Annotated in this window: 16 protein-coding genes and 1 other annotated feature; of the genes, 11 read left to right on the top strand and 5 right to left on the bottom strand. The window is 41.3% G+C overall.

What is annotated here, in order from left to right; genetic code table 11:
• Positions 1-226: 226 nt before the first annotated feature.
• From MKX62_RS15260 to MKX62_RS15270, 3 genes are all read right to left on the bottom strand, one after another.
• On the bottom strand, positions 227-889 hold the full coding sequence (locus MKX62_RS15260) for a GntR family transcriptional regulator (protein ID WP_067207436.1): 663 nt from the start codon (positions 887-889) through the stop codon (positions 227-229).
• 78 nt (positions 890-967) lie between these two features.
• A complete protein-coding gene (locus tag MKX62_RS15265) occupies positions 968-1555 on the bottom strand; it encodes a VanZ family protein (protein ID WP_082786518.1) in 588 nt (195 codons plus the stop codon).
• Positions 1556-1570: 15 nt separating this feature from the next.
• Positions 1571-2089 (bottom strand): GNAT family N-acetyltransferase, encoded by a 519-nt coding sequence (locus MKX62_RS15270; RefSeq protein WP_067207438.1) that lies wholly within the window; start codon positions 2087-2089, stop codon positions 1571-1573.
• A 126-nt stretch (positions 2090-2215) separates the two neighbouring features.
• Between MKX62_RS15270 and MKX62_RS15275 the strand changes: the two genes are divergently transcribed.
• From MKX62_RS15275 to MKX62_RS15305, 7 genes are all read left to right on the top strand, one after another.
• The gene (locus MKX62_RS15275; protein ID WP_067207441.1) at positions 2216-2812 is read left to right on the top strand and encodes a 3D domain-containing protein; all 597 of its coding nucleotides are present in this window, start codon (positions 2216-2218) and stop codon (positions 2810-2812) included.
• Between the two features lie 179 nt (positions 2813-2991).
• Entirely contained in the window at positions 2992-3573 is a 582-nt protein-coding gene (locus MKX62_RS15280) for a 3D domain-containing protein (RefSeq protein ID WP_067207444.1), read from the top strand.
• Between the two features lie 535 nt (positions 3574-4108).
• Positions 4109-5773 (top strand): sensor histidine kinase, encoded by a 1665-nt coding sequence (locus tag MKX62_RS15285; RefSeq protein WP_340741790.1) that lies wholly within the window; start codon positions 4109-4111, stop codon positions 5771-5773.
• Positions 5766-6473 (top strand): response regulator, encoded by a 708-nt coding sequence (locus tag MKX62_RS15290; protein ID WP_187047272.1) that lies wholly within the window; start codon positions 5766-5768, stop codon positions 6471-6473. The genes MKX62_RS15285 and MKX62_RS15290 overlap by 8 nt, the downstream gene beginning before the upstream one ends.
• Positions 6474-6692: 219 nt before the next feature.
• Positions 6693-8030: a CitMHS family transporter gene (locus MKX62_RS15295; RefSeq protein WP_067207450.1), complete on the top strand. Its 1338-nt coding sequence runs from the start codon at positions 6693-6695 to the stop codon at positions 8028-8030.
• Positions 8031-8627: 597 nt separating this feature from the next.
• Positions 8628-9890 (top strand): group II intron reverse transcriptase/maturase, encoded by a 1263-nt coding sequence (gene ltrA, locus MKX62_RS15300; protein ID WP_340741359.1) that lies wholly within the window; start codon positions 8628-8630, stop codon positions 9888-9890.
• Positions 9891-10280: 390 nt separating this feature from the next.
• Complete coding sequence (locus MKX62_RS15305) at positions 10281-11006, top strand: SDR family NAD(P)-dependent oxidoreductase (RefSeq protein WP_340741791.1); 726 nt, start codon at positions 10281-10283, stop codon at positions 11004-11006.
• A 497-nt stretch (positions 11007-11503) separates the two neighbouring features.
• Here the strand turns inward: MKX62_RS15305 and MKX62_RS15310 are convergent, their stop codons facing one another.
• Positions 11504-12091: a tRNA (mnm(5)s(2)U34)-methyltransferase gene (locus MKX62_RS15310; protein ID WP_067207456.1), complete on the bottom strand. Its 588-nt coding sequence runs from the start codon at positions 12089-12091 to the stop codon at positions 11504-11506.
• A complete protein-coding gene (locus tag MKX62_RS15315) occupies positions 12088-13047 on the bottom strand; it encodes a TIGR01212 family radical SAM protein (protein ID WP_067207459.1) in 960 nt (319 codons plus the stop codon). Before MKX62_RS15315 ends, MKX62_RS15310 begins: the two co-directional genes overlap by 4 nt.
• A gap of 146 nt (positions 13048-13193) precedes the next feature.
• On the opposite strand from MKX62_RS15315, the gene MKX62_RS15320 reads away from it, so the two are divergent.
• The 4 genes from MKX62_RS15320 (at position 13194) to leuS (ending at position 18729) form a co-directional block, all read left to right on the top strand.
• Positions 13194-14381, top strand: a complete 1188-nt coding sequence (locus MKX62_RS15320) for an MDR family MFS transporter (RefSeq protein ID WP_067207461.1) — start codon at positions 13194-13196, stop codon at positions 14379-14381.
• Positions 14382-14493: 112 nt separating this feature from the next.
• Positions 14494-15180 carry a CoA transferase subunit A gene (locus MKX62_RS15325; protein WP_340741792.1) on the top strand — a complete coding sequence of 229 codons (687 nt, stop codon included), beginning with the start codon at positions 14494-14496 and terminating at the stop codon, positions 15178-15180.
• A gap of 18 nt (positions 15181-15198) precedes the next feature.
• The gene (locus MKX62_RS15330; protein WP_067207467.1) at positions 15199-15858 is read left to right on the top strand and encodes a 3-oxoacid CoA-transferase subunit B; all 660 of its coding nucleotides are present in this window, start codon (positions 15199-15201) and stop codon (positions 15856-15858) included.
• Between the two features lie 42 nt (positions 15859-15900).
• Positions 15901-16248 (top strand) — a binding site (T-box leader).
• A gap of 63 nt (positions 16249-16311) precedes the next feature.
• A complete protein-coding gene (gene leuS, locus MKX62_RS15335) occupies positions 16312-18729 on the top strand; it encodes a leucine--tRNA ligase (protein WP_067207470.1) in 2418 nt (805 codons plus the stop codon).
• Positions 18730-18733 lie beyond the last annotated feature (4 nt).

Here is an 18733-nt window from a genome sequence, read left to right on the forward strand (position 1 = left end):
GAAATAACATTGTCATTTCTAGCCACACTTTTGGGGAGGAATTGCAGTTCATTCCATCCTAGGTAATTCTGTTACGAATAGTTGCCTGTCGCATACCTACACATCAAGACCTCTCGGTAATCGTATAGAGGTCCTCCGATCCAAAGCAATTCAAACATAACTGTACACAAAGCGTCTAGTGTTTGATCAAGTTATTTACTGTTTTTTGGGTTAATCAATACATGTGTTAATTTGATTTGAGAGAATGAAATTCTTCAATCGCACGTAGCCAGTTTCCACTCATAATTGAGGAAACAGCTATAGGATCCCGTTCTTTCATTGAATTGATAATTTTATCATGCTCATCAATCGATTTTTCAGTTAAGATAATAGAGTTATGGAAGAATAATCTTCTGACATGTGCTTGAAGTGAAGCGACCATAGTTATGATGTATGGATTGTCCGCTGCGTCAACGATAATCTGATGAAACTCTTCGTCGATTTTTAAAGCAGAAAAGTAATCTTCAGTATAGACTGCATGGGCAAATATTCTATTCGTACTTTCAAGTAAGGCGATCGTCTCTTCTGTAAGCTGCGGGATTGCAAGTTCAGCGGATAAGGCTTGCAATGCTGCGAGGGGGGGAAGGAGGTCTGTGATAGATTCTTTATCGACTTCCGTTACTTGCGTTGCCTTCCCAGGATACATTCTCACAAACCCTTGCACTTCAAGCAATTGCAACGATTCACGAATAGGTGTCCTGCTAACCCCGAGCGCCCCGGCAAGTTCTGTATCGTTTAACTTTTCACCTGGATGTAATGTGCCATCTATAATCCATTGCTGGAGTTGGTTAAATGCATTTTCTTTTGCGGAAATTCGAAGTGGCTTCGTATGATCTGTCGGTACCGGCATTTTGAATCACCATCCTGTATTTGTCATTATTGCTCTAGTATACAATAAAGTAAGGTCAGTTGGAAGATATGCAATATATTACGAGTGAATTTTTCTGTTTTTAAAAAGATGGTTTGTCTTCGGAAAGCGTTTTTTCATAACAATGTACACGTAGTAACCAATCATACTACCTAGTGTGTTTAACCATAAATCATCAATATCGCTACTTCTGGCTTGGGACAACTGCGTTATTTCGATAAAAAGAGATATGCTTAACCCAATCAAACAAACTTTCCAAAATCGATTGAATTTGCTCCATAATAAAGGAATCATAAAACCAATGGGCATGAAAATGCATATATTACCTAAAAAATTTATAATAAATGGCTGCCAGAAATTCAATTCCGTAATGGCATAATAATTATCTTGAAAAACCCTGAAAGGAATAAGATTTACATTCGAAAATGAGCGTGTAACGACCGGTCCTGTATAAAGAAACGTCAGGATTGTTTGTGAAAATAACGCCGTCATGAATAATAAAAAGATGACAACACCAATTTCATGGTAGACATGAAGTTTCACGTATCCGCGTATTTTATTGTAAATGATGCGGGTGATGAGGATGATTGGCAAAGCGATGAATAGATAAGGAATCATTTCTGCGATATACCCTAAGATTGTAGTCATTAAATCCACCTTATTTTATGTAATGTCGCGCTTATATTTCAGAGAGATATCTTGATCCTCTTTAGAAGTTCCATATGCAAGTTCTTCATGCTGGAAGATGAATCCGCGAGCCTCATAGAAGGGAATGCCATAATGGTTTCCTTTGGCGACGGAAACCCATTGTTCATTTGCGCCATACGTATATTTCTGTATTTTAGTAAAGAAGTCGAGAAGTCGTGTGCCAATACCCATTCCTCGCATTAAAGGGTCTAAATAAAAGACATATACTTCTCCAGCAGTTTTACTAGTCATTCCGCCGCCGATAGCACCGACGATTTTTCCATTTGACTCAGCAATGAAATAACCGTGCCATTGTTCATTAATAGAGACGATTTCTTGCTCAATACGTTGCACGCTGTAATATTGGTCAATTATTTTAGTAATATAATCCTTGGAATAAAGCTTGTCGTATGTAAACCATTGACTCGTTATAAGTATGTCAGTTATGGCCGCGGCATCGTTCCTTGCCGCTCTACGAATAGTAATCGTCTTCATTGCAGACACCTCTTTGCATGTAATAATACACATACTGATTGTAATGGTAAAGACAGCTTTCTGTAATGTTCCTGTAATAGTCGATTGCTATTATAAGTATAGACTAAATAGCAGGGAGTAGAGTAATTGAGAAAATTATTAATGACCCTCATTCTTACGATTGCATTATTGGTCAGCGGAGCAGATGTAAGCTGGGCAGCATCGCCAAATTACACAGTTAAAAAAGGTGATTCGTTATTCACGATATCTAAGATGCATAACGTATCCATTTCCAAATTAAAATCATGGAACAACTTGAAGTCAAATATAATTCAGCCGAACATGAAGCTGAAAGTCGCTTCTGGGGCAAAAGTAGTTAAAAAAGCAGCAGCACCGAAAAAAGTGGTTAAATCAGTTGCGAAAACACCATCTCGATCCGATTCTGATAATGTTGTCAAAGAATTCACTGTTTCGGCCAGTGCATTTACGGCCAATTGCAATGGATGTTCAGGAGTAACAAAAACAGGTATTAATCTGAAAAGTAACCCGGATGTCAAAGTCATTGCTGTTGACCCAAGTGTCATTAAACTCGGAACTAAGGTATATGTGGAAGGCTACGGATATGCAATCGCCGGTGATACGGGAAGCGCAATCAAAGGAAACAAGATTGATGTATTTTTCCCGACAAAAGAGGCAGCGTATAAATGGGGTCGTAAAAACGTGACGATAAAAATACTGAATTAAATGATAAAGCGCCAACTTTCCGATTGGAGGGTTGGCGCTTTTTATGCGTCGATTTACAGTCAAAGTGTGCACTTAATCTTGCTTGCTCTTTGTAATGAAAAAGACAACTCGTTGTAATGTTATTGTCATACAACTTGGGCAAGCTGTCTCCTGAGAATAAAATACAAGGAGACGAGTAAATGAAAAACATACTTTTGACATTAATCCTGACGATTGTCTTATTAATTAGCGGAGCAAATGAGGGTTTCGCTTCATCAGCAACGTATAAAGTCAAAAAAGGCGATACATTATACAAAATCTCTCAAATGCATAATACAACAGTAGCGAAATTGAAGTCGTGGAATAATTTGAAATCGGATCTCATTTTCCCGAATCAAAAACTTAGTATCGGTTCAAACGCTAAGAAATCTAAGAAAGCAGCTGATAAGCCCGCATCAAAAGCTGTATCACGGTCAACGTCTACGAATGCCGTCAAAGAATTTACCGTCTCGGCAACTGCATATACAGCTTATTGTAATGGTTGTTCCGGTATCACAAAAACGGGCATAAATTTAAGAAAAAACTCAGATCTAAAAGTGATCGCCGTCGATCCGAATGTTATTAAACTTGGAACGAAAGTACACGTAGAAGGGTACGGATACGCGATTGCTGGTGATACTGGAGGAGCGATTAAAGGAAATAAAATTGATGTTTTTATACCTACGAAAAGCGAGGCCTATAAGTGGGGGCGAAAAAATGTCAAAATAACAATAGTCGAATAATCACTATCAAAGCTTGCCTGATCGATTAGGCAAGTTTTTTTTATTGTCTAGGAAATCATGAAATCTCGTACTGTGGATAAGTTGTAACGTAGAGATTTTACGTCTAGACTCCAGCGCCTAGCCCCTCGAGTCACTTCTGGCCTGTAGGTAAAGGCAAAGAGCGCTTGTCGGGGATGAACAGGCGCTTACGCTTTTGTTCTTGAAAGGATAAGTTTTTAGATTTGGAACAGTGTCTAGACTTCAGGCGTTAACCGCTCTAGTTATAAGTAATCTAGCTATGTGTCAAAGAACACCACGTCGTGCTTGCAAGGATGCAGGTATGCAGTCGTTGCGACATGATGTCGCGAACTTAGACTGCCTTCCCTTTGTCCGACTTATACCTGTCGCGTCTTAAAGGGAGCCTGTCGCTTTTCTTATTGAAGTAAAGGAGTATGAAACATAAAATGTATAATACATATCGGTACATTGCTATTCATAGCCCTGTCTGCTATATTTCGTATTCACCTATTAATCGAACTTTAAGGAGTTTCAAGCAATGATCTATTTCCAAAAAAGTGACATAAAAAATCCCCATATCAAACCAAATGTAACAGTTAATTTGAAATTGAAAATGATTCTTCTCATTGGTATATTAATCATCGCAATCGTCTTGGTCATCGGGGTCTTTATGAATTATTTTATATCTGATATGTTAGAAACGCAGATGGGAGATCGGGCGCTCGGCGTTGCTGAAAGCGTTGCACATATCCCCGAACTGGTTAATGCATTTAAGGATGACAATCCTGCGTCAATCATCGGTCCGATTATTGCACCAATTCAAGAGGTGACTGGCGCTGAATTCATCGTCATCGGAAATGCGGAAGAAATAAGGTATGCTCACCCTATAGCCGCTAAAGTCGGAGGGAAAATGATGGGGGAAGACAATGAGAGGGCATTAGTGCGTGGTGAATCGTACCTCTCAAAAGCGATCGGCTCATTAGGCAGCTCATTAAGGGCGAAAGTACCCATTTACCTTGACGGGAACATTGTCGGTGTCGTATCTGTCGGTTTTTTAGCTAATGATATGCAAACTATAATCCATAACTATAATAGTCAGTTATGGATTGTCTTGTTGCTCATTGCAGGAGTTGCAGTTATCGGTGCAATCATCATTGCATCGTATATTAAAAAAGTATTATATGGATTAGAACCAGAGGAAATAACCCATTTGCTGATCCAAAAAGAAACGATTCTTCAGTCGACGCATGAAGGGATTATTGCATTAAATCAAAATGGAATGATCACGATGATAAATTCTGCTGCACAACTTTTATTATTCGATAAACAGATTGCATCAGATTATTACGTTGGTAAAAAAATAACAGAAGTATCTCCAATTGAACATTTATCCGTGTTGTTGAATGACGTAAACGGGCTATCTGATAAGGAAATAGTGATAGGTAATAACAGTGTTTTCATAAACACTGTTCCAATCTACTTTGAACAGCTGTTCATCGGGACGGTATCCACTTTTAGGAACAAGACTGAAATTGAGTCGTTAACGAAGGAGCTGACTCGGGTTAAACAATACGCAAATGCATTAAGGGCCCAAACCCATGAATTCTCAAACAAGCTACATATGATACTCGGCTTACTACAACTGGGAAAGAAAAAGGAAGTTATTGATTATATTCAAAAAGAAAGTAACTTGCAAAAAAACTGGATTCGTATATTGATAAGGAAAGTAGCAGATCCGCTAATAAGTGGAATTTTATTAGGGAAATTAAATCAGGCGAATGAATCAGGTATAGATTTGGTAATTCACCAGGATAGTATATTGGAAAATCAATTATCTGAGAAGAAAAGTGAGGTGTTATTGACAACAATAGGGAACCTAATTGATAACGCAATGGACGCAGTGAAAAAGAATCCTTCCTCAAACCGAAAGATATCGATTTTTTTCACTGATATAGGTGATGATATCATTTTTGAAATAGAGGATTCAGGAGAAGGAATTACTGAGAAGCTAGCTCAAAAGATATTTGAACAAGGATTTACTTCGAAAGAAGGCACGAATCGTGGTTTCGGGCTTGCTTTGACGAAACAGCTAATAGCCGAAGTGAATGGAGCACTCTATTTAGAAGAAGGAGAGCTGGGTGGAGCTTGTTTTGTTGTCTCCATACCGAAAAATCCACTTGAAGGGACAGAAAACAATGCGTGAAACAATTCAAGTATTAATAGTGGAAGACGACTTTAGAATTGCTGAAATAAATCGTCAATCCGTCAATCGGGTAGATGGGTTTACTGTCATGGAAGTTGTTAAAACTGCGGAAGAAGCATTGATTTTATTGCGGAACAAAGCGAAGTTGCCACATCTAATTTTATTAGACGTCTATATACCTGATACCGAAGGATTGAGTCTGTTTTGGCAATTACGAAAAGAGTTCACTGAAATTGACGTCATTATGGTGACTGCAGCTAAGGAGGTAACGACCATTGCTGAAACGTTACGTGGCGGGATTTTTGATTATATTGTGAAACCTGCAGATTTCATCCGTTTTGAACAGACGTTGAAACGTTTCAGTAATCAGCACGTCCTTTTGACTTCAAGGGAAGAGCTTGAACAAGATGAAATCGATTGGTTGACAGGTTTGCAAACATCCCAAAAGATTGAAACTGTTGCGATAGGAAAGTTACCGAAAGGAATTGACCAAATTACATTAGATAAAATAAAAGATGTTATACAGGCAACCGATAATTCTGGCGTTACGGCAATGGACGCTGGCAAAAGAGTGGGGGTAAGTCGATCAACCGCAAGACGTTATTTAGAGTATTTAGTGTCGGTTAAGGAAGCAGAAGCACAATTAAAATATGGAGACATCGGGCGGCCTGAACGAAAATACATACCGTGGACAAAATGAACAAAACACACAGAAAGATCAATAATGTTTTTACTTAATTAAACTTATTTTTCTAACCTCTTTATGATAAGTTTCTGAGTATAGAAAACTTTGAAAAAGAGAGTGATCATTTTGTCTGTCGAAACAAATTTTCAATCGTTGTGAAAATTGATGTATCCGCTTACACTATGTGAACTTCCTTTTCATTAGTAAACAGCCGTTTACTAGAAGGAGGAAATTATGCTTAGTATTATTGGTTTATTTACAATACTCATTGTTGTTGTGCTACTTATAAGTGGCAAAGTCTCTCCAATTGTAGGGCTAGTACTTGTTCCGATAGTGGGGGCGTTCAGTGCAGGATTCAACTTCGAACAAATTGGTGAGTTTTTCACAAGTGGAACGCAATCTGTCTTCAGTGTTGCTGTCATGTTCATTTTTGCGATACTGTTTTTCGGAATCATGCAGGATGTAGGGGTATTCGACCCTCTCATTGATAAGATGATATCACTTACTCGTGGAAATGTTATTGCAGTGGCTGTTGGTACTGTCATCATTGCTGCGATCGCTCATTTGGACGGTTCAGGAGCCTCGACGTTCCTAATTACAATCCCCGCTTTGCTCCCGTTATATAAAAAGTTAAAGATGAGTCCCTATTTGTTGCTCATGTTGGTCGGAACAAGTGCAAGTGTAATGAATATGGTTCCTTGGGCTGGCCCGTTAGGAAGAACCGCGGCAGTGCTTGATATGGATGTCACTGAACTGTGGAGACCACTCATTAAGATTCAAATAATCGGCCTAGTATTATTAGTTGTTTTGGCAGTTTTACTTGGACTTCGTGAAAAACGTCGCATCGCGAAAAATATATTAGCGGATGAAAAATCCATGTCCGTAGATGACTCACTTGAATTGCCGGTAAATGTTAATCAGGGTCAAGATACGGTCGCGGAAAAGTTATTGAGCCGACCAAGGTTTTATTGGGTAAACGTCATATTAGCAATCAGTGTAATCGGTGTTTTGGTCTGGGGCGTAATTCCAGCTGGATTCGCATTTATGATTGGGGTCAGTATTGCTTTACCTATTAACTATCCTAATATACAGGACCAGATGTCGCGCATAAAAGATCATGCACCAGGTGCGATTCTTATGGCAACGATCATTTTGGCCGCAGGTTCGTTTTTAGGTATTCTAAATGGGACGGATATGTTGAATTCGATTGCAAAAGATCTTGTGACTGTTTTGCCCGCATTCATCATTCCATATTTGCACATCATCATAGGAGTGCTCGGTGTTCCATTCGATTTACTGCTAAGTACGGATGCCTATTATTTCGCATTGCTTCCGATTGTCGATCAGGTTGTAACTGGTTTTGGAGTATCTTCACTCTCTGTCGCTTATGCTATGATTATCGGAAATATCATTGGAACGTTTGTCAGTCCTTTATCTCCGGCTCTATGGCTTGCACTAGGATTGGCAGGGCTTGAAATGGGCCGTCATATCCGTTATTCATTTATGATGATGTGGGGTTTCAGTGTTGTTCTATTGGCAATCGCTATTGTGATCGGTGTTATTAAAATCTAAGTTTAAAATTGAAAAACAATTTTCCTTCGGGGAAGTTGTTTTTTTGGTGCGCCCAGCATGGGTGTAGTCTATAGGGTGCAAGTCCCGAACTGTGAAGGCAGAAGTAACAGTTAGCTTAACGCAAGGGTGTCCATGGTGACGTGGAATCTGAAGGAAGCGAGCAGCAAACCTCCGGTCTGAGGAACACGAACTTCATATAAGGCTATGTACGATTGGGTGAGTTTGCCAAACAAAACAAAGCCCTTTCTGCCGAAGGTCGTATGTAGTAAATGAAGCAGATAGGTGGAGGGAAAGACTACGTTCTTACCTGGGGAGGTCTGATTGATACGCCAAGTACACTTGGTAACCTACTCAGTGATGGGTAGCTGAACAATCAGAAGTCAGCAGAAGCCATAGTACCATTCGAACTCGAGAAGAATGGGAAGGGCTGAACAATTAAGAGAGAACAACATCTTGGCATTCAGTAACCTGCGAAGAACACAGATAACCGATAAGGCATGCTTGAAGGAGGAAGTGGTGAATCCCACGGGGGACTTCGAGATGGTGGAGCAGAGCTGGTATAAGAAGAAGCGTTGTTCACGGAAAGAGGCGTAACCAATGTTGATGGAACGAATACTGTCGCGTGAAAATCTGCTTTCTGCCCTGAAACGGGTGGAACGCAATAAAGGGAGCCATGGTGTAGATGAAATGCCCGTACAAAACCTACGAAAGCACATCTTGGAACACTGGGAATCCATGAAAATGGAACTTCTTGAGGGTACTTATAAGCCGCAACCTGTCCGCAGGGTCGAAATCCCGAAACCTGACGGTGGCGTGCGGTTATTAGGTATCCCTACCGTGACGGATCGTCTCATTCAGCAAGCCGTTGCCCAAGTATTATCTACTTTGTATGATCCAACGTTTTCCGACCATAGCTATGGTTTTCGACCAAAGCGAAGCGCCTACGGCGCAATAAGGAAAGCGAAAGGATATATACAGGAAGGTAATCGGTGGGTAATCGATATAGACTTGGAGAAGTTCTTCGACAAAGTGAACCATGATAGGTTAATGGGAACACTTTCGAAACGAATCGAAGACAAACGTCTGCTTAAGCTAATCCGTGACTATTTGAAATCAGGAATCATGATAAATGGTATCGTGACAACCAGTGAGGAAGGTACGCCGCAAGGTGGCCCACTCAGTCCATTACTTTCCAATATTGTCCTTGATGAACTAGACCAAGAATTGGAGGAAAGAGGACATAAATTTGTCCGATACGCTGATGACTGTAACATCTATGTGAAAACACAGAGAGCAGGTAATAGGGTCATGAGTTCTGTCACTTCATTTATTGAAGGGAAACTTAAGTTGAAAGTGAATCTGGGTAAATCTGCAGTTGACCGTCCATGGAAGAGGAAATTTCTCGGATTCAGTTTCACCAATGGTAAAGAACCGAAGGTTCGCATCGCCAAAGAAAGTGTGAAACGGATGAAGAATAAAATTCGCGAAATCACTTCAAGGAAGAAACCTTATCCCATGGAATATCGGATAAAGAAACTCAATCAATATCTGATGGGTTGGTGTGGCTATTTCGCATTGGCAGATACGCCAAGCGTGTTCATTAAATTCGATTCTTGGATTAAAAGAAGACTCCGGATGTGTATGTGGAAGAACTGGAAAAAGCCAAGTACGAAGGTGAGGAAACTCATTGGATTAGGTGCGCCGAAAGATAAGGCATACGAATGGGGTAACTCACGTAAAAGTTACTGGAGAATTTCTAAAAGTCCCGTATTACATAGAACCCTCGGAAACTCCTACTGGAGTTCCCAAGGGCTCAAAAGTCTACTGTCACGTTACGAAACTTTGCGTTATCAATCTTAATTGAACCGCCGTATACCGAACGGTACGTACGGTGGTGTGAGAGGTCGGGAGTTAATCACTCCCTCCTACTCGATTTTGAATAGTTTTCGAAACTGACTGGGTGACTGTGATTCAGTCAATTCGGATGATACAATAAAGAAAAAGATGAGTGGGAGTAGAAGTCTCGGAAATAGATTTCGATATATTTGTGCTCATAAAAAATTTGGAGAAAATCGAGCTGTGCTTTCTGAACGAGTCATTAATCGTCGACTGTAACAATGAGGGGAATTGATTCGGGACCAATCTCTCAGAATTAAGGGATGCTATCCAATTCATAGAGTAAGTACAGGAGCCGTTAAAAAAGAGCGATTTCAAAGAATGGTTGAAATACATGCAGGAGGGGTGGAATAAATGAACGTCTATATTATTACAGGTGTGTCAAAAGGGATTGGATTTGAACTTGCAAAGCAGCTAGGTAGTGAGGGGCATTTCGTCATCGGGATTGCACGCACGATAAGTAAACTAGACGGTGTAAAATTCATTAGAGCAGATCTTTCTGAAACGGAGAAACTGGAAGCGCTAATGGATGAGATAATCACTGTTTTCCCACGAGAAGCGGTGTCATTCACACTTATTAATAACGCTGGAATGGTTGACCCTATTGGATTAATGGGTGCTATAAATGCGGAAGATATAACAAAAGCAGTAGCATTAAATTTGACGGCACCAATTATTTTATCCAATACATTTATTGGGGCTTTGAAAAACTTCAAAGGAGTGAAGCGAATCGTCAACATCTCATCTGGAGCAGGCCGCAATGCGTATGAAGGATGGGGAGCATATTGCACAACGAAAGCTGGACTTGATCATTTCTCGCGTGTTGTCGCACTTGAGCAGGGGAGCGCGGAACACCCAGTAGACATCGTTTCTATCGCGCCGGGGATTATAGATACTGGAATGCAGGAAACCATTCGGGGAAGTAAGGAAGAGGCATTCCCTCTCCTTGATCGTTTTATAGACTATAAGGAAAAAGGGTTGTTAAGCAGTGCTGAACAAACTGCTGGCCAATTGATTGCATTTATGGTGAATGAAGACTTCAAAACAGTAGGTGCGATTGCTGATTTACGGGATTTTTGACACTGAAGTTAGAAGCGAGCAAATAGCGTTGCGTCCCGATCATATAACTGGATTGCCGATCAAATAACGTCGCGTCTCGATCATATAACTGGATTGCCGATCAAATAGCATTGCGTCTCGATCATAAAACTGGATTGCCGATCAAATAGCGTTGCGTCTCGATCATATAACTGGATTGCCGATCAAATAGCATTGCGTCCCGATCATATAACAGGTTTGCCGATCATAAAGCATTGCGTCCCGATCATATAACTGGATTGCCGATCAAATAACGTCGCGTCCCGATCATATAACTGGTTTGCCGATCATATAGTGTTGCGAACCAATCATATAACTGGATTGCCGAGCATATAGCGTTGCGAACCAATCATATAACTGGTCTGACCGATCATATAGCATGTGTCCCAAGCATATAAGCTGTTCAATCAATCAGAAACTAAAAAACAACAGAAAAAAGGTTGCCCCTGATTTTATTTCAATCGGGCAACCTTTTTTTGTCATTCAACTAGTTTTACTGTTATAAAATCCTTCATCTTTTCCATCGCTATCAAAAACGGGGGATTATTTCGCTGATTGATCATTTCATAACGAATGACATGGACATCAGCCTGGTGTAAGTTTTTTACATAAGCCAGAAGTGCATCCCGCTCTTCTCCGCCACCTTCATGTCCATCATAGACAGCAACCGCTATGATACCGCCTTTTTTCAGCAACCCAAGCATTGTATGGATTGCTTTGATTGTAGAGTCGGCTTTTGTAACAATTGACAAATCTTCACTATGCGGCAAGTAACCAAGGTTGAACACGGCGCAGCCAATTTGTCCGCTAACATATTTTTCGACGTTTGCATGACTATCCAATATTAGTGACACGCGTTCACTTAAATTACCGAGTCGTTCGGCTGTTGAGTCGAGTGCTGCCTGTTGAATATCGAATGCTAAAACATGTCCATTTTCACCGACGAGATCAGCTAAAAAGAGTGTGTCGTTGCCGTTGCCGGTAGTTGCATCAACAACGGTTTCACCAGCATTGACTGTTTCACTAAATAATTGTCTTGCGAAGGGAAGAATGCGATGTAGCTTCAAATCAATTCTACCGCCCCTGCATAATGTTTCCCTTGCCAGCTGTCACGACGTTCGAGTTCTTTGTCTATGCCATTCAACACTTCCCATTTCGTGACGCTCCACATTGGGCCAATCATTAATTCAATTGGACCATCACCTGTAATGCGGTGGACAATCATTTCTGGTGGAAGAATTTCAAGTTGGTCAGCAACTAGGTCAATGTATTCTTGTTTCTCCAAGAATTCAAGTTGGCCTTTTTCGTATTGTTTCACCATTGGCGTTCCTTTAAGTAGATGAAGAAGATGGATTTTGATGCCTTGAACATCGAGTTTTGCAACTTCACGTGCCGTTTCCATCATCATGTCATAATCCTCAAGCGGTAAGCCATTGATGATATGTGTGCAGACACGAATACCGTGTTTGCGCAATTTCTCGACACCTTCAACGTAGGATTTGAAATCATGGGCTCTATTGACAAGGTTTGCCGTTTTTTCGTGGACAGTTTGTAGGCCAAGTTCAACCCATAAATAAGTTCGTTCATTCAGCTCAGCTAAATACTCGACAACATCGTCAGGTAAGCAGTCTGGACGAGTTGCGATTGATAATGCAACGACGCCTTCTTGCGCTAATGCCGCTTCGAATTTTTCTTTTAACTTTGGAAGCGGGGCATGGGTATTTGTGTATGCCTGGAAATAGGCCATGTATTTGCCATCTTTCCATTTCTTGTGCATTCTTTCGCTGATTTCTGCAAATTGTACGTCGATTGGATCGACGCGGTCCCCGGCGAAATCTCCAGATCCTGCAACGCTGCAAAATGTACAGCCACCGAAAGCAACAGTGCCGTCCCGGTTCGGGCAATCAAATCCAGCGTCAAGCGCAACTTTCATTACTTTGAATCCGAATTCATCTTTTAAGTGACGTGACCATGTATGATAGCGTTTCCCTTCAGTAGGGAAAGGTAAGTTTAATTTATCCACTTTATTCACTCCTCTAACAGCTAATTGTATCATGTTTTTCCGTACTGGCATCATCTGAATTATGGAACTTATTTTATGGGTCTTGTCTGAATGTAGAAAAAGTCATACACTTTTACTGACTTTATATATGGACGGAGGCGTAGGGTATGCCTAAAAAAGTATGGCTTCTCGTGATTGGAATGTTCATTAATGTCATGGGAAACTCGTTTCTATGGCCGCTAAATACGATTTATATGCACGATTATTTAGGGAAATCGCTTTCTGTCGCTGGACTTGTCTTGATGGCTAATGCAGGAGCTGGTGTCGTGGGCAACTTGCTTGGCGGTTATTTATTTGACCGGATAGGTGGATTTAAGTCTATCATGGCTGGAATCATCATTTCAATCATCGGCCTTGTTGGCCTTGTATTTTGGCATGACTGGCAACCATACATCTGGTTTTTGACGCTTCTAGGTTTCAGTGGGGGTCTTATTTTTCCAAGTATGTATGCGATGATGGCGACGCTTTGGCCGGAGGGCGGCAGGAAAGCTTTTAACTCGATTTACCTGGCCCAAAACGTCGGTGTGGCGATTGGGCCAGCCTTAGCAGGACTTGTCGCTTCGGTCAGTATTGACTATATTTTCCCTGCGAATTTGGTGTTTTATGTGGTCTTTTTCTTTATCGCTTTCTTCGGTTACCGCAAACTTGAAATTGCACCTGATCGTCACACAAGTGTCATTAAGGAGAATAAGAAAATTCGTCAAAAAGCACCTTTTTATGCGCTACTTATCATTTCAGGCGGTTATCTGATTATGTGGCTTGTCTATTCCCAGTGGATGACGACAATTTCTACCCACTCATTATCACTTGGTATTTCATTGAAACAATATAGTTTGTTATGGACGATAAATGGATTGCTGATTGTGATTGGACAACCAATCATTAAGCCAGTCATCTCTAGGTTGGAAAATAAAATAAAAACGCAAATAATTATCGGGATTGTTATTTTTAGTATTTCTTATATTGTAGTCAGTTTTGCAGCTTCATTTACAATGTTCATTGTTGCAATGGTGATTGTGACGTTTGGGGAAATGTTTGTCTGGCCGGCTGTGCCGACCATTGCGAGCCAACTTTCTCCTAAAGGAAGGGAAGGCTTTTATCAAGGAATTGTCAATTCCTTTGCGACAATGGGGCGGATGTTTGGGCCATTTATTGGAGGAATTCTTGCAGACCAATATGGTATGCAAGTGATGCTATTCATATTGACAGCATTTATGATCATTCCAATCATCACTAGCTTGCTATACGACCGGCCCATTAAAAAAGCCGGCTATCAACCGGAAAGCCGCTTATAGGCTTTCCGTTTTTTTCTGTACGCTACTATCATTGCAACATTCGGTAGAGTTTGATTTAATTGAGAAGAAGGATTATTACGTAAGTTTTAAAAGATTCAAAGGGGGATGTAAAATGAAGCCGATTTATTCATCAGCGAAAGAGGCGGTTGCACAGATTGAAGATGGTGCAACATTAATGGTTGGGGGATTTGGACTAGTAGGAATTCCGGAACAACTCATTCTAGCACTTGTTGAAAAAGGTGTGAAAGACTTAACGGTTATTTCAAATAACTGCGGAGTCGACGAGTGGGGACTTGGACTACTATTGAAAAATAAACAGATTAAGAAAATGATAGGCTCATATGTTGGTGAGAATAAAGAATTCGAACGTCAGGTACTATCAGGTGAAATTGAAGTTGAGTTGACGCCGCAGGGAACACTTGCAGAAAAGATTCGTGCAGGTGGCGCTGGTATACCGGCATTCTTCACGCCGGCTGGTGTTGGAACGCTCGTTGCGGAAGGGAAAGAGATCCGTGTCTATGATGGTAAAGAGTATGTTCTTGAAGAGGCGCTTCGTGCGGACTTCTCACTTATTCGTGCAGCAAAAGCCGACAAGTTCGGCAATTTGATTTACAACAAGACCGCACAAAACTTCAATCCAATGATGGCGGCTGCAGGGAAAATCACAATTGCAGAGGTGGAGGAAATCGTGGAAACGGGCGATCTTGATCCAATGACTATTCATACACCTAGCATTTATGTCCAAGGACTTCTGCAGGCGCAACAAGAAAAACGAATTGAGCGTCTGACGACTCGCTAAGGAAAGGGGAATTGTGATATGGGAGAAGTGAATGTAAGGGAACGAATCGCAAGACGGGCTGAAAAGGAAATCGAGGACGGCAACTACGTCAATCTTGGAATTGGTATGCCAACGCTCGTTGCTAATTATATATCACCTGAAAAAACAGTTGTACTTCAATCAGAAAATGGATTGTTAGGTATTGGACCTTATCCGGCTGCTGATGAAGTTGATCCGGATCTCATTAACGCGGGAAAAGAAACTGTTACATCTATTCCAGGTTCAGCATACTTTAACAGTGCTGAATCATTCGCGATGATTCGCGGAGGACATGTCGATGTTGCCATACTTGGCGCGATGGAAGTGTCTGAAAAAGGGGACTTGGCTAACTGGATGATTCCTGGCAAGATGATCAAAGGAATGGGCGGTGCGATGGATCTTGTTCATGGCGCGCGAAAAATTATCGTTATTATGGATCACGTTGCGAAAGACGGCTCTGCGAAGATTAAGAAAGAATGTTCACTTCCGTTAACAGGAAAAGCGGTCGTCCATAAAATCATTACAGAACGCGCATTGATTGACGTGACAGCCGATGGACTGGAATTGAAAGAAGTGTTCGAAGGATTCACTATTCAAGAAGTCATTGATTCGACAGAAGCGGTGTTAATTGTGAAGGATGTTATTGAAGGCGTAAAATGATTGTTGTTAAAGTGGCATGATTCGGGTAAACTAATAGCAATAGCTTTGGTGTTGAAGAGGAGTAGTAATCTTTACTGTCGTTTATTAGAGAGCAGGCGGTTGGTGGAAGCCTGTACGATAGAGATGAACTCGCCTTGGAGCCTGCATTGGTGAATTATTTGATTTGGCAAGGAGTTCAAACTCCTTGCCAAATCAAATTGGCCTCCGGCGGATGTCACAGATTTTGAAGGGAGTCAATCGAGCAAGCTCGATTCAAAATCTGGACGCAATTACGCCGAGGCGCAATTGATTTATTAACCCGTGCCGTTTTCCGCGTTAAGGAGTCAAGTTGGGCGGCTTTGTCGTCAATTTGGGTGGCACCGCGGGAATTATACTACTCTCGTCCCTTATCTTTTTAAGGGACGGGAGTTTTTTGTTTTTAGTGCTTTTCTACTTATCAAGGAGGAATTTTAAATGAGTTATAATCACGGACAAATTGAGAAGAAGTGGCAACAGTACTGGAAAGACAATAAAACATTCAAAATGATGGATGATCCGTCTAAACCGAAATTTTTTGCGCTTGATATGTTTCCATATCCATCAGGTGCTGGACTACACGTCGGGCATCCGCTTGGCTATATCGCGACAGATATTTTGAGCTCATTCAAACGGAAGCAAGGCTTTAATGTCCTGCATCCGATGGGCTGGGATGCATTTGGCCTTCCGGCAGAGCAATACGCGCTTGATACAGGTAATGATCCTGCCGAATTCACCGCGAAAAATATCGCAACGTTCAAGCGTCAAATGAATGATCTTGGTTTTTCTTATGACTGGGACCGTGAAATTAATACGACAGATCCATCTTATTACAAGTGGACGCAATGGATTTTCATCCAACTTTACAATAAAGGCTTAGCTTACGTCGATGAAGTAGCTGTTAACTGGTGTCCAGCACTAGGTACAGTTCTTGCGAATGAAGAAGTAATCGATGGCAAGTCAGAACGTGGCGGCCACCCGGTTGAGCGTCGTCCAATGCGCCAATGGGTATTGCGAATTACAAATTATGCAGACCGTCTTCTTGAGGATCTTGATGAACTTGATTGGCCGGAAAGCTTGAAAGACATGCAACGTAACTGGATTGGTCGTTCAGAAGGGGCACAGCTGACTTTCGAAATTGACGGAACTGATTTGTCATTTGAAGCATTTACAACACGTCCGGATACAATTTTCGGAGCGACGTATGCAGTGCTTGCACCAGAATTAAAACTTGTTGAAAAAGTGACGACTGCAGAACAAAAGGATGCAGTTGAAAAATACCTAAACGAAGTGAAGATGAAGAGTGATCTTGAACGTACAGATCTTGCAAAAGAGAAGACGGGTGTCTTTACGGGAGCTTACGCAATTAACCCTGCAAGCGGCGAGAAGATGCCAATTTGGATTGCAGACTATGTTCTTGCAACATATGGAACAGGCGCGATTATGGCGGTTCCAGCACATGATGAGCGTGACTATGAGTTTGCAAAAGAATTTGATCTGCCAATTATTGAAGTTGTAGCAGGCGGGGACGTTTCTGCAGAAGTATATGTTGGAGATGGAAAACACGTCAATTCAGGTTTCCTTGATGGATTACTCAAAGATGAAGCAATCGAAAAAGCAATCGCATGGTTTGTTGAAAAAGGCAAAGGCGATAAAAAAGTTACATTCCGTCTTCGTGACTGGTTGTTCTCAAGGCAACGTTACTGGGGAGAGCCGATTCCAATTATCCATTGGGAAGATGGCACAATGACACCTGTTGAAGAAGCAGATTTACCGCTCGTATTACCAGTAACGGATAATATTAAACCAAGCGGAACGGGCGAGTCACCACTTGCAAACATCGATGAATGGATAAATGTGACTCATCCAGAAACAGGGATGAAAGGTCGTCGCGAAACGAACACGATGCCACAATGGGCGGGTAGCTGCTGGTATTACTTGCGTTACATCGATCCGGATAACGATGAAATGATCATCGATCCTGAACTTGCGAAACGCTGGTTGCCTGTAGATATCTACGTAGGTGGAGCAGAACACGCGGTTCTACATCTGCTTTACGCACGATTCTGGCATAAAGTGCTTTATGATATCGGAGTTGTTCATACGAAAGAGCCATTCCAAAAGCTATTCAACCAAGGGATGATACTTGGTGAAGGTAATGAGAAGATGTCGAAATCAAAAGGCAATGTAGTTAATCCAGATGATATCGTTCATTCACACGGAGCTGATTCACTTCGCCTTTATGAAATGTTCATGGGGCCTTTGGAAGGTTCAAAAGCATGGACGACGAATGGTCTTGACGGTGCTCGTCGTTTCCTAGATCGTATCTGGCGCCTGTTCGTCAATGAAGATGGATCACTTAGCACGAAAATCGGTGGAAAAACGGGCGGATCGCTTGAGAAAGTTTACCATCAAACAGTGAAAAAAGTGACGGAAGACTTTGAAGGAATGCGTAATAATACAGCAATATCTCAGATGATGGTCTTCATTAACGAAGGCTATAAAGTGGATTCGATTCCAAAAGAATATGTTGAAGGCTTTGTTAAAATGGTAGCGCCAGTTATTCCGCATCTTGCAGAAGAGTTATGGGAGAAGTTGGGTCATAGCGATACAATTACGTATGAACAATGGCCGACATTTGACGCATCAAAACTGGTCGATGATACAGTTGAAATGGCTGTTCAAATCAACGGCAAAGTACGTGCGAAAATCGTCGTATCGAAAGACGTTACGAAGGATGATCTAGAGAAGCTTGCACTAGAGGATGAAAATGTGAAAGTACTTCTTGAAGGCAAAGAAGTGAAAAAAGTCATCGCGATTCCAGGAAGACTGATTAATATTGTTGCAGTAGGTTAAAAAA

The sequence above is a fragment of the Sporosarcina sp. FSL K6-5500 genome, from assembly GCF_038005665.1.
Lineage (GTDB): Bacteria > Bacillota > Bacilli > Bacillales_A > Planococcaceae > Sporosarcina > Sporosarcina psychrophila.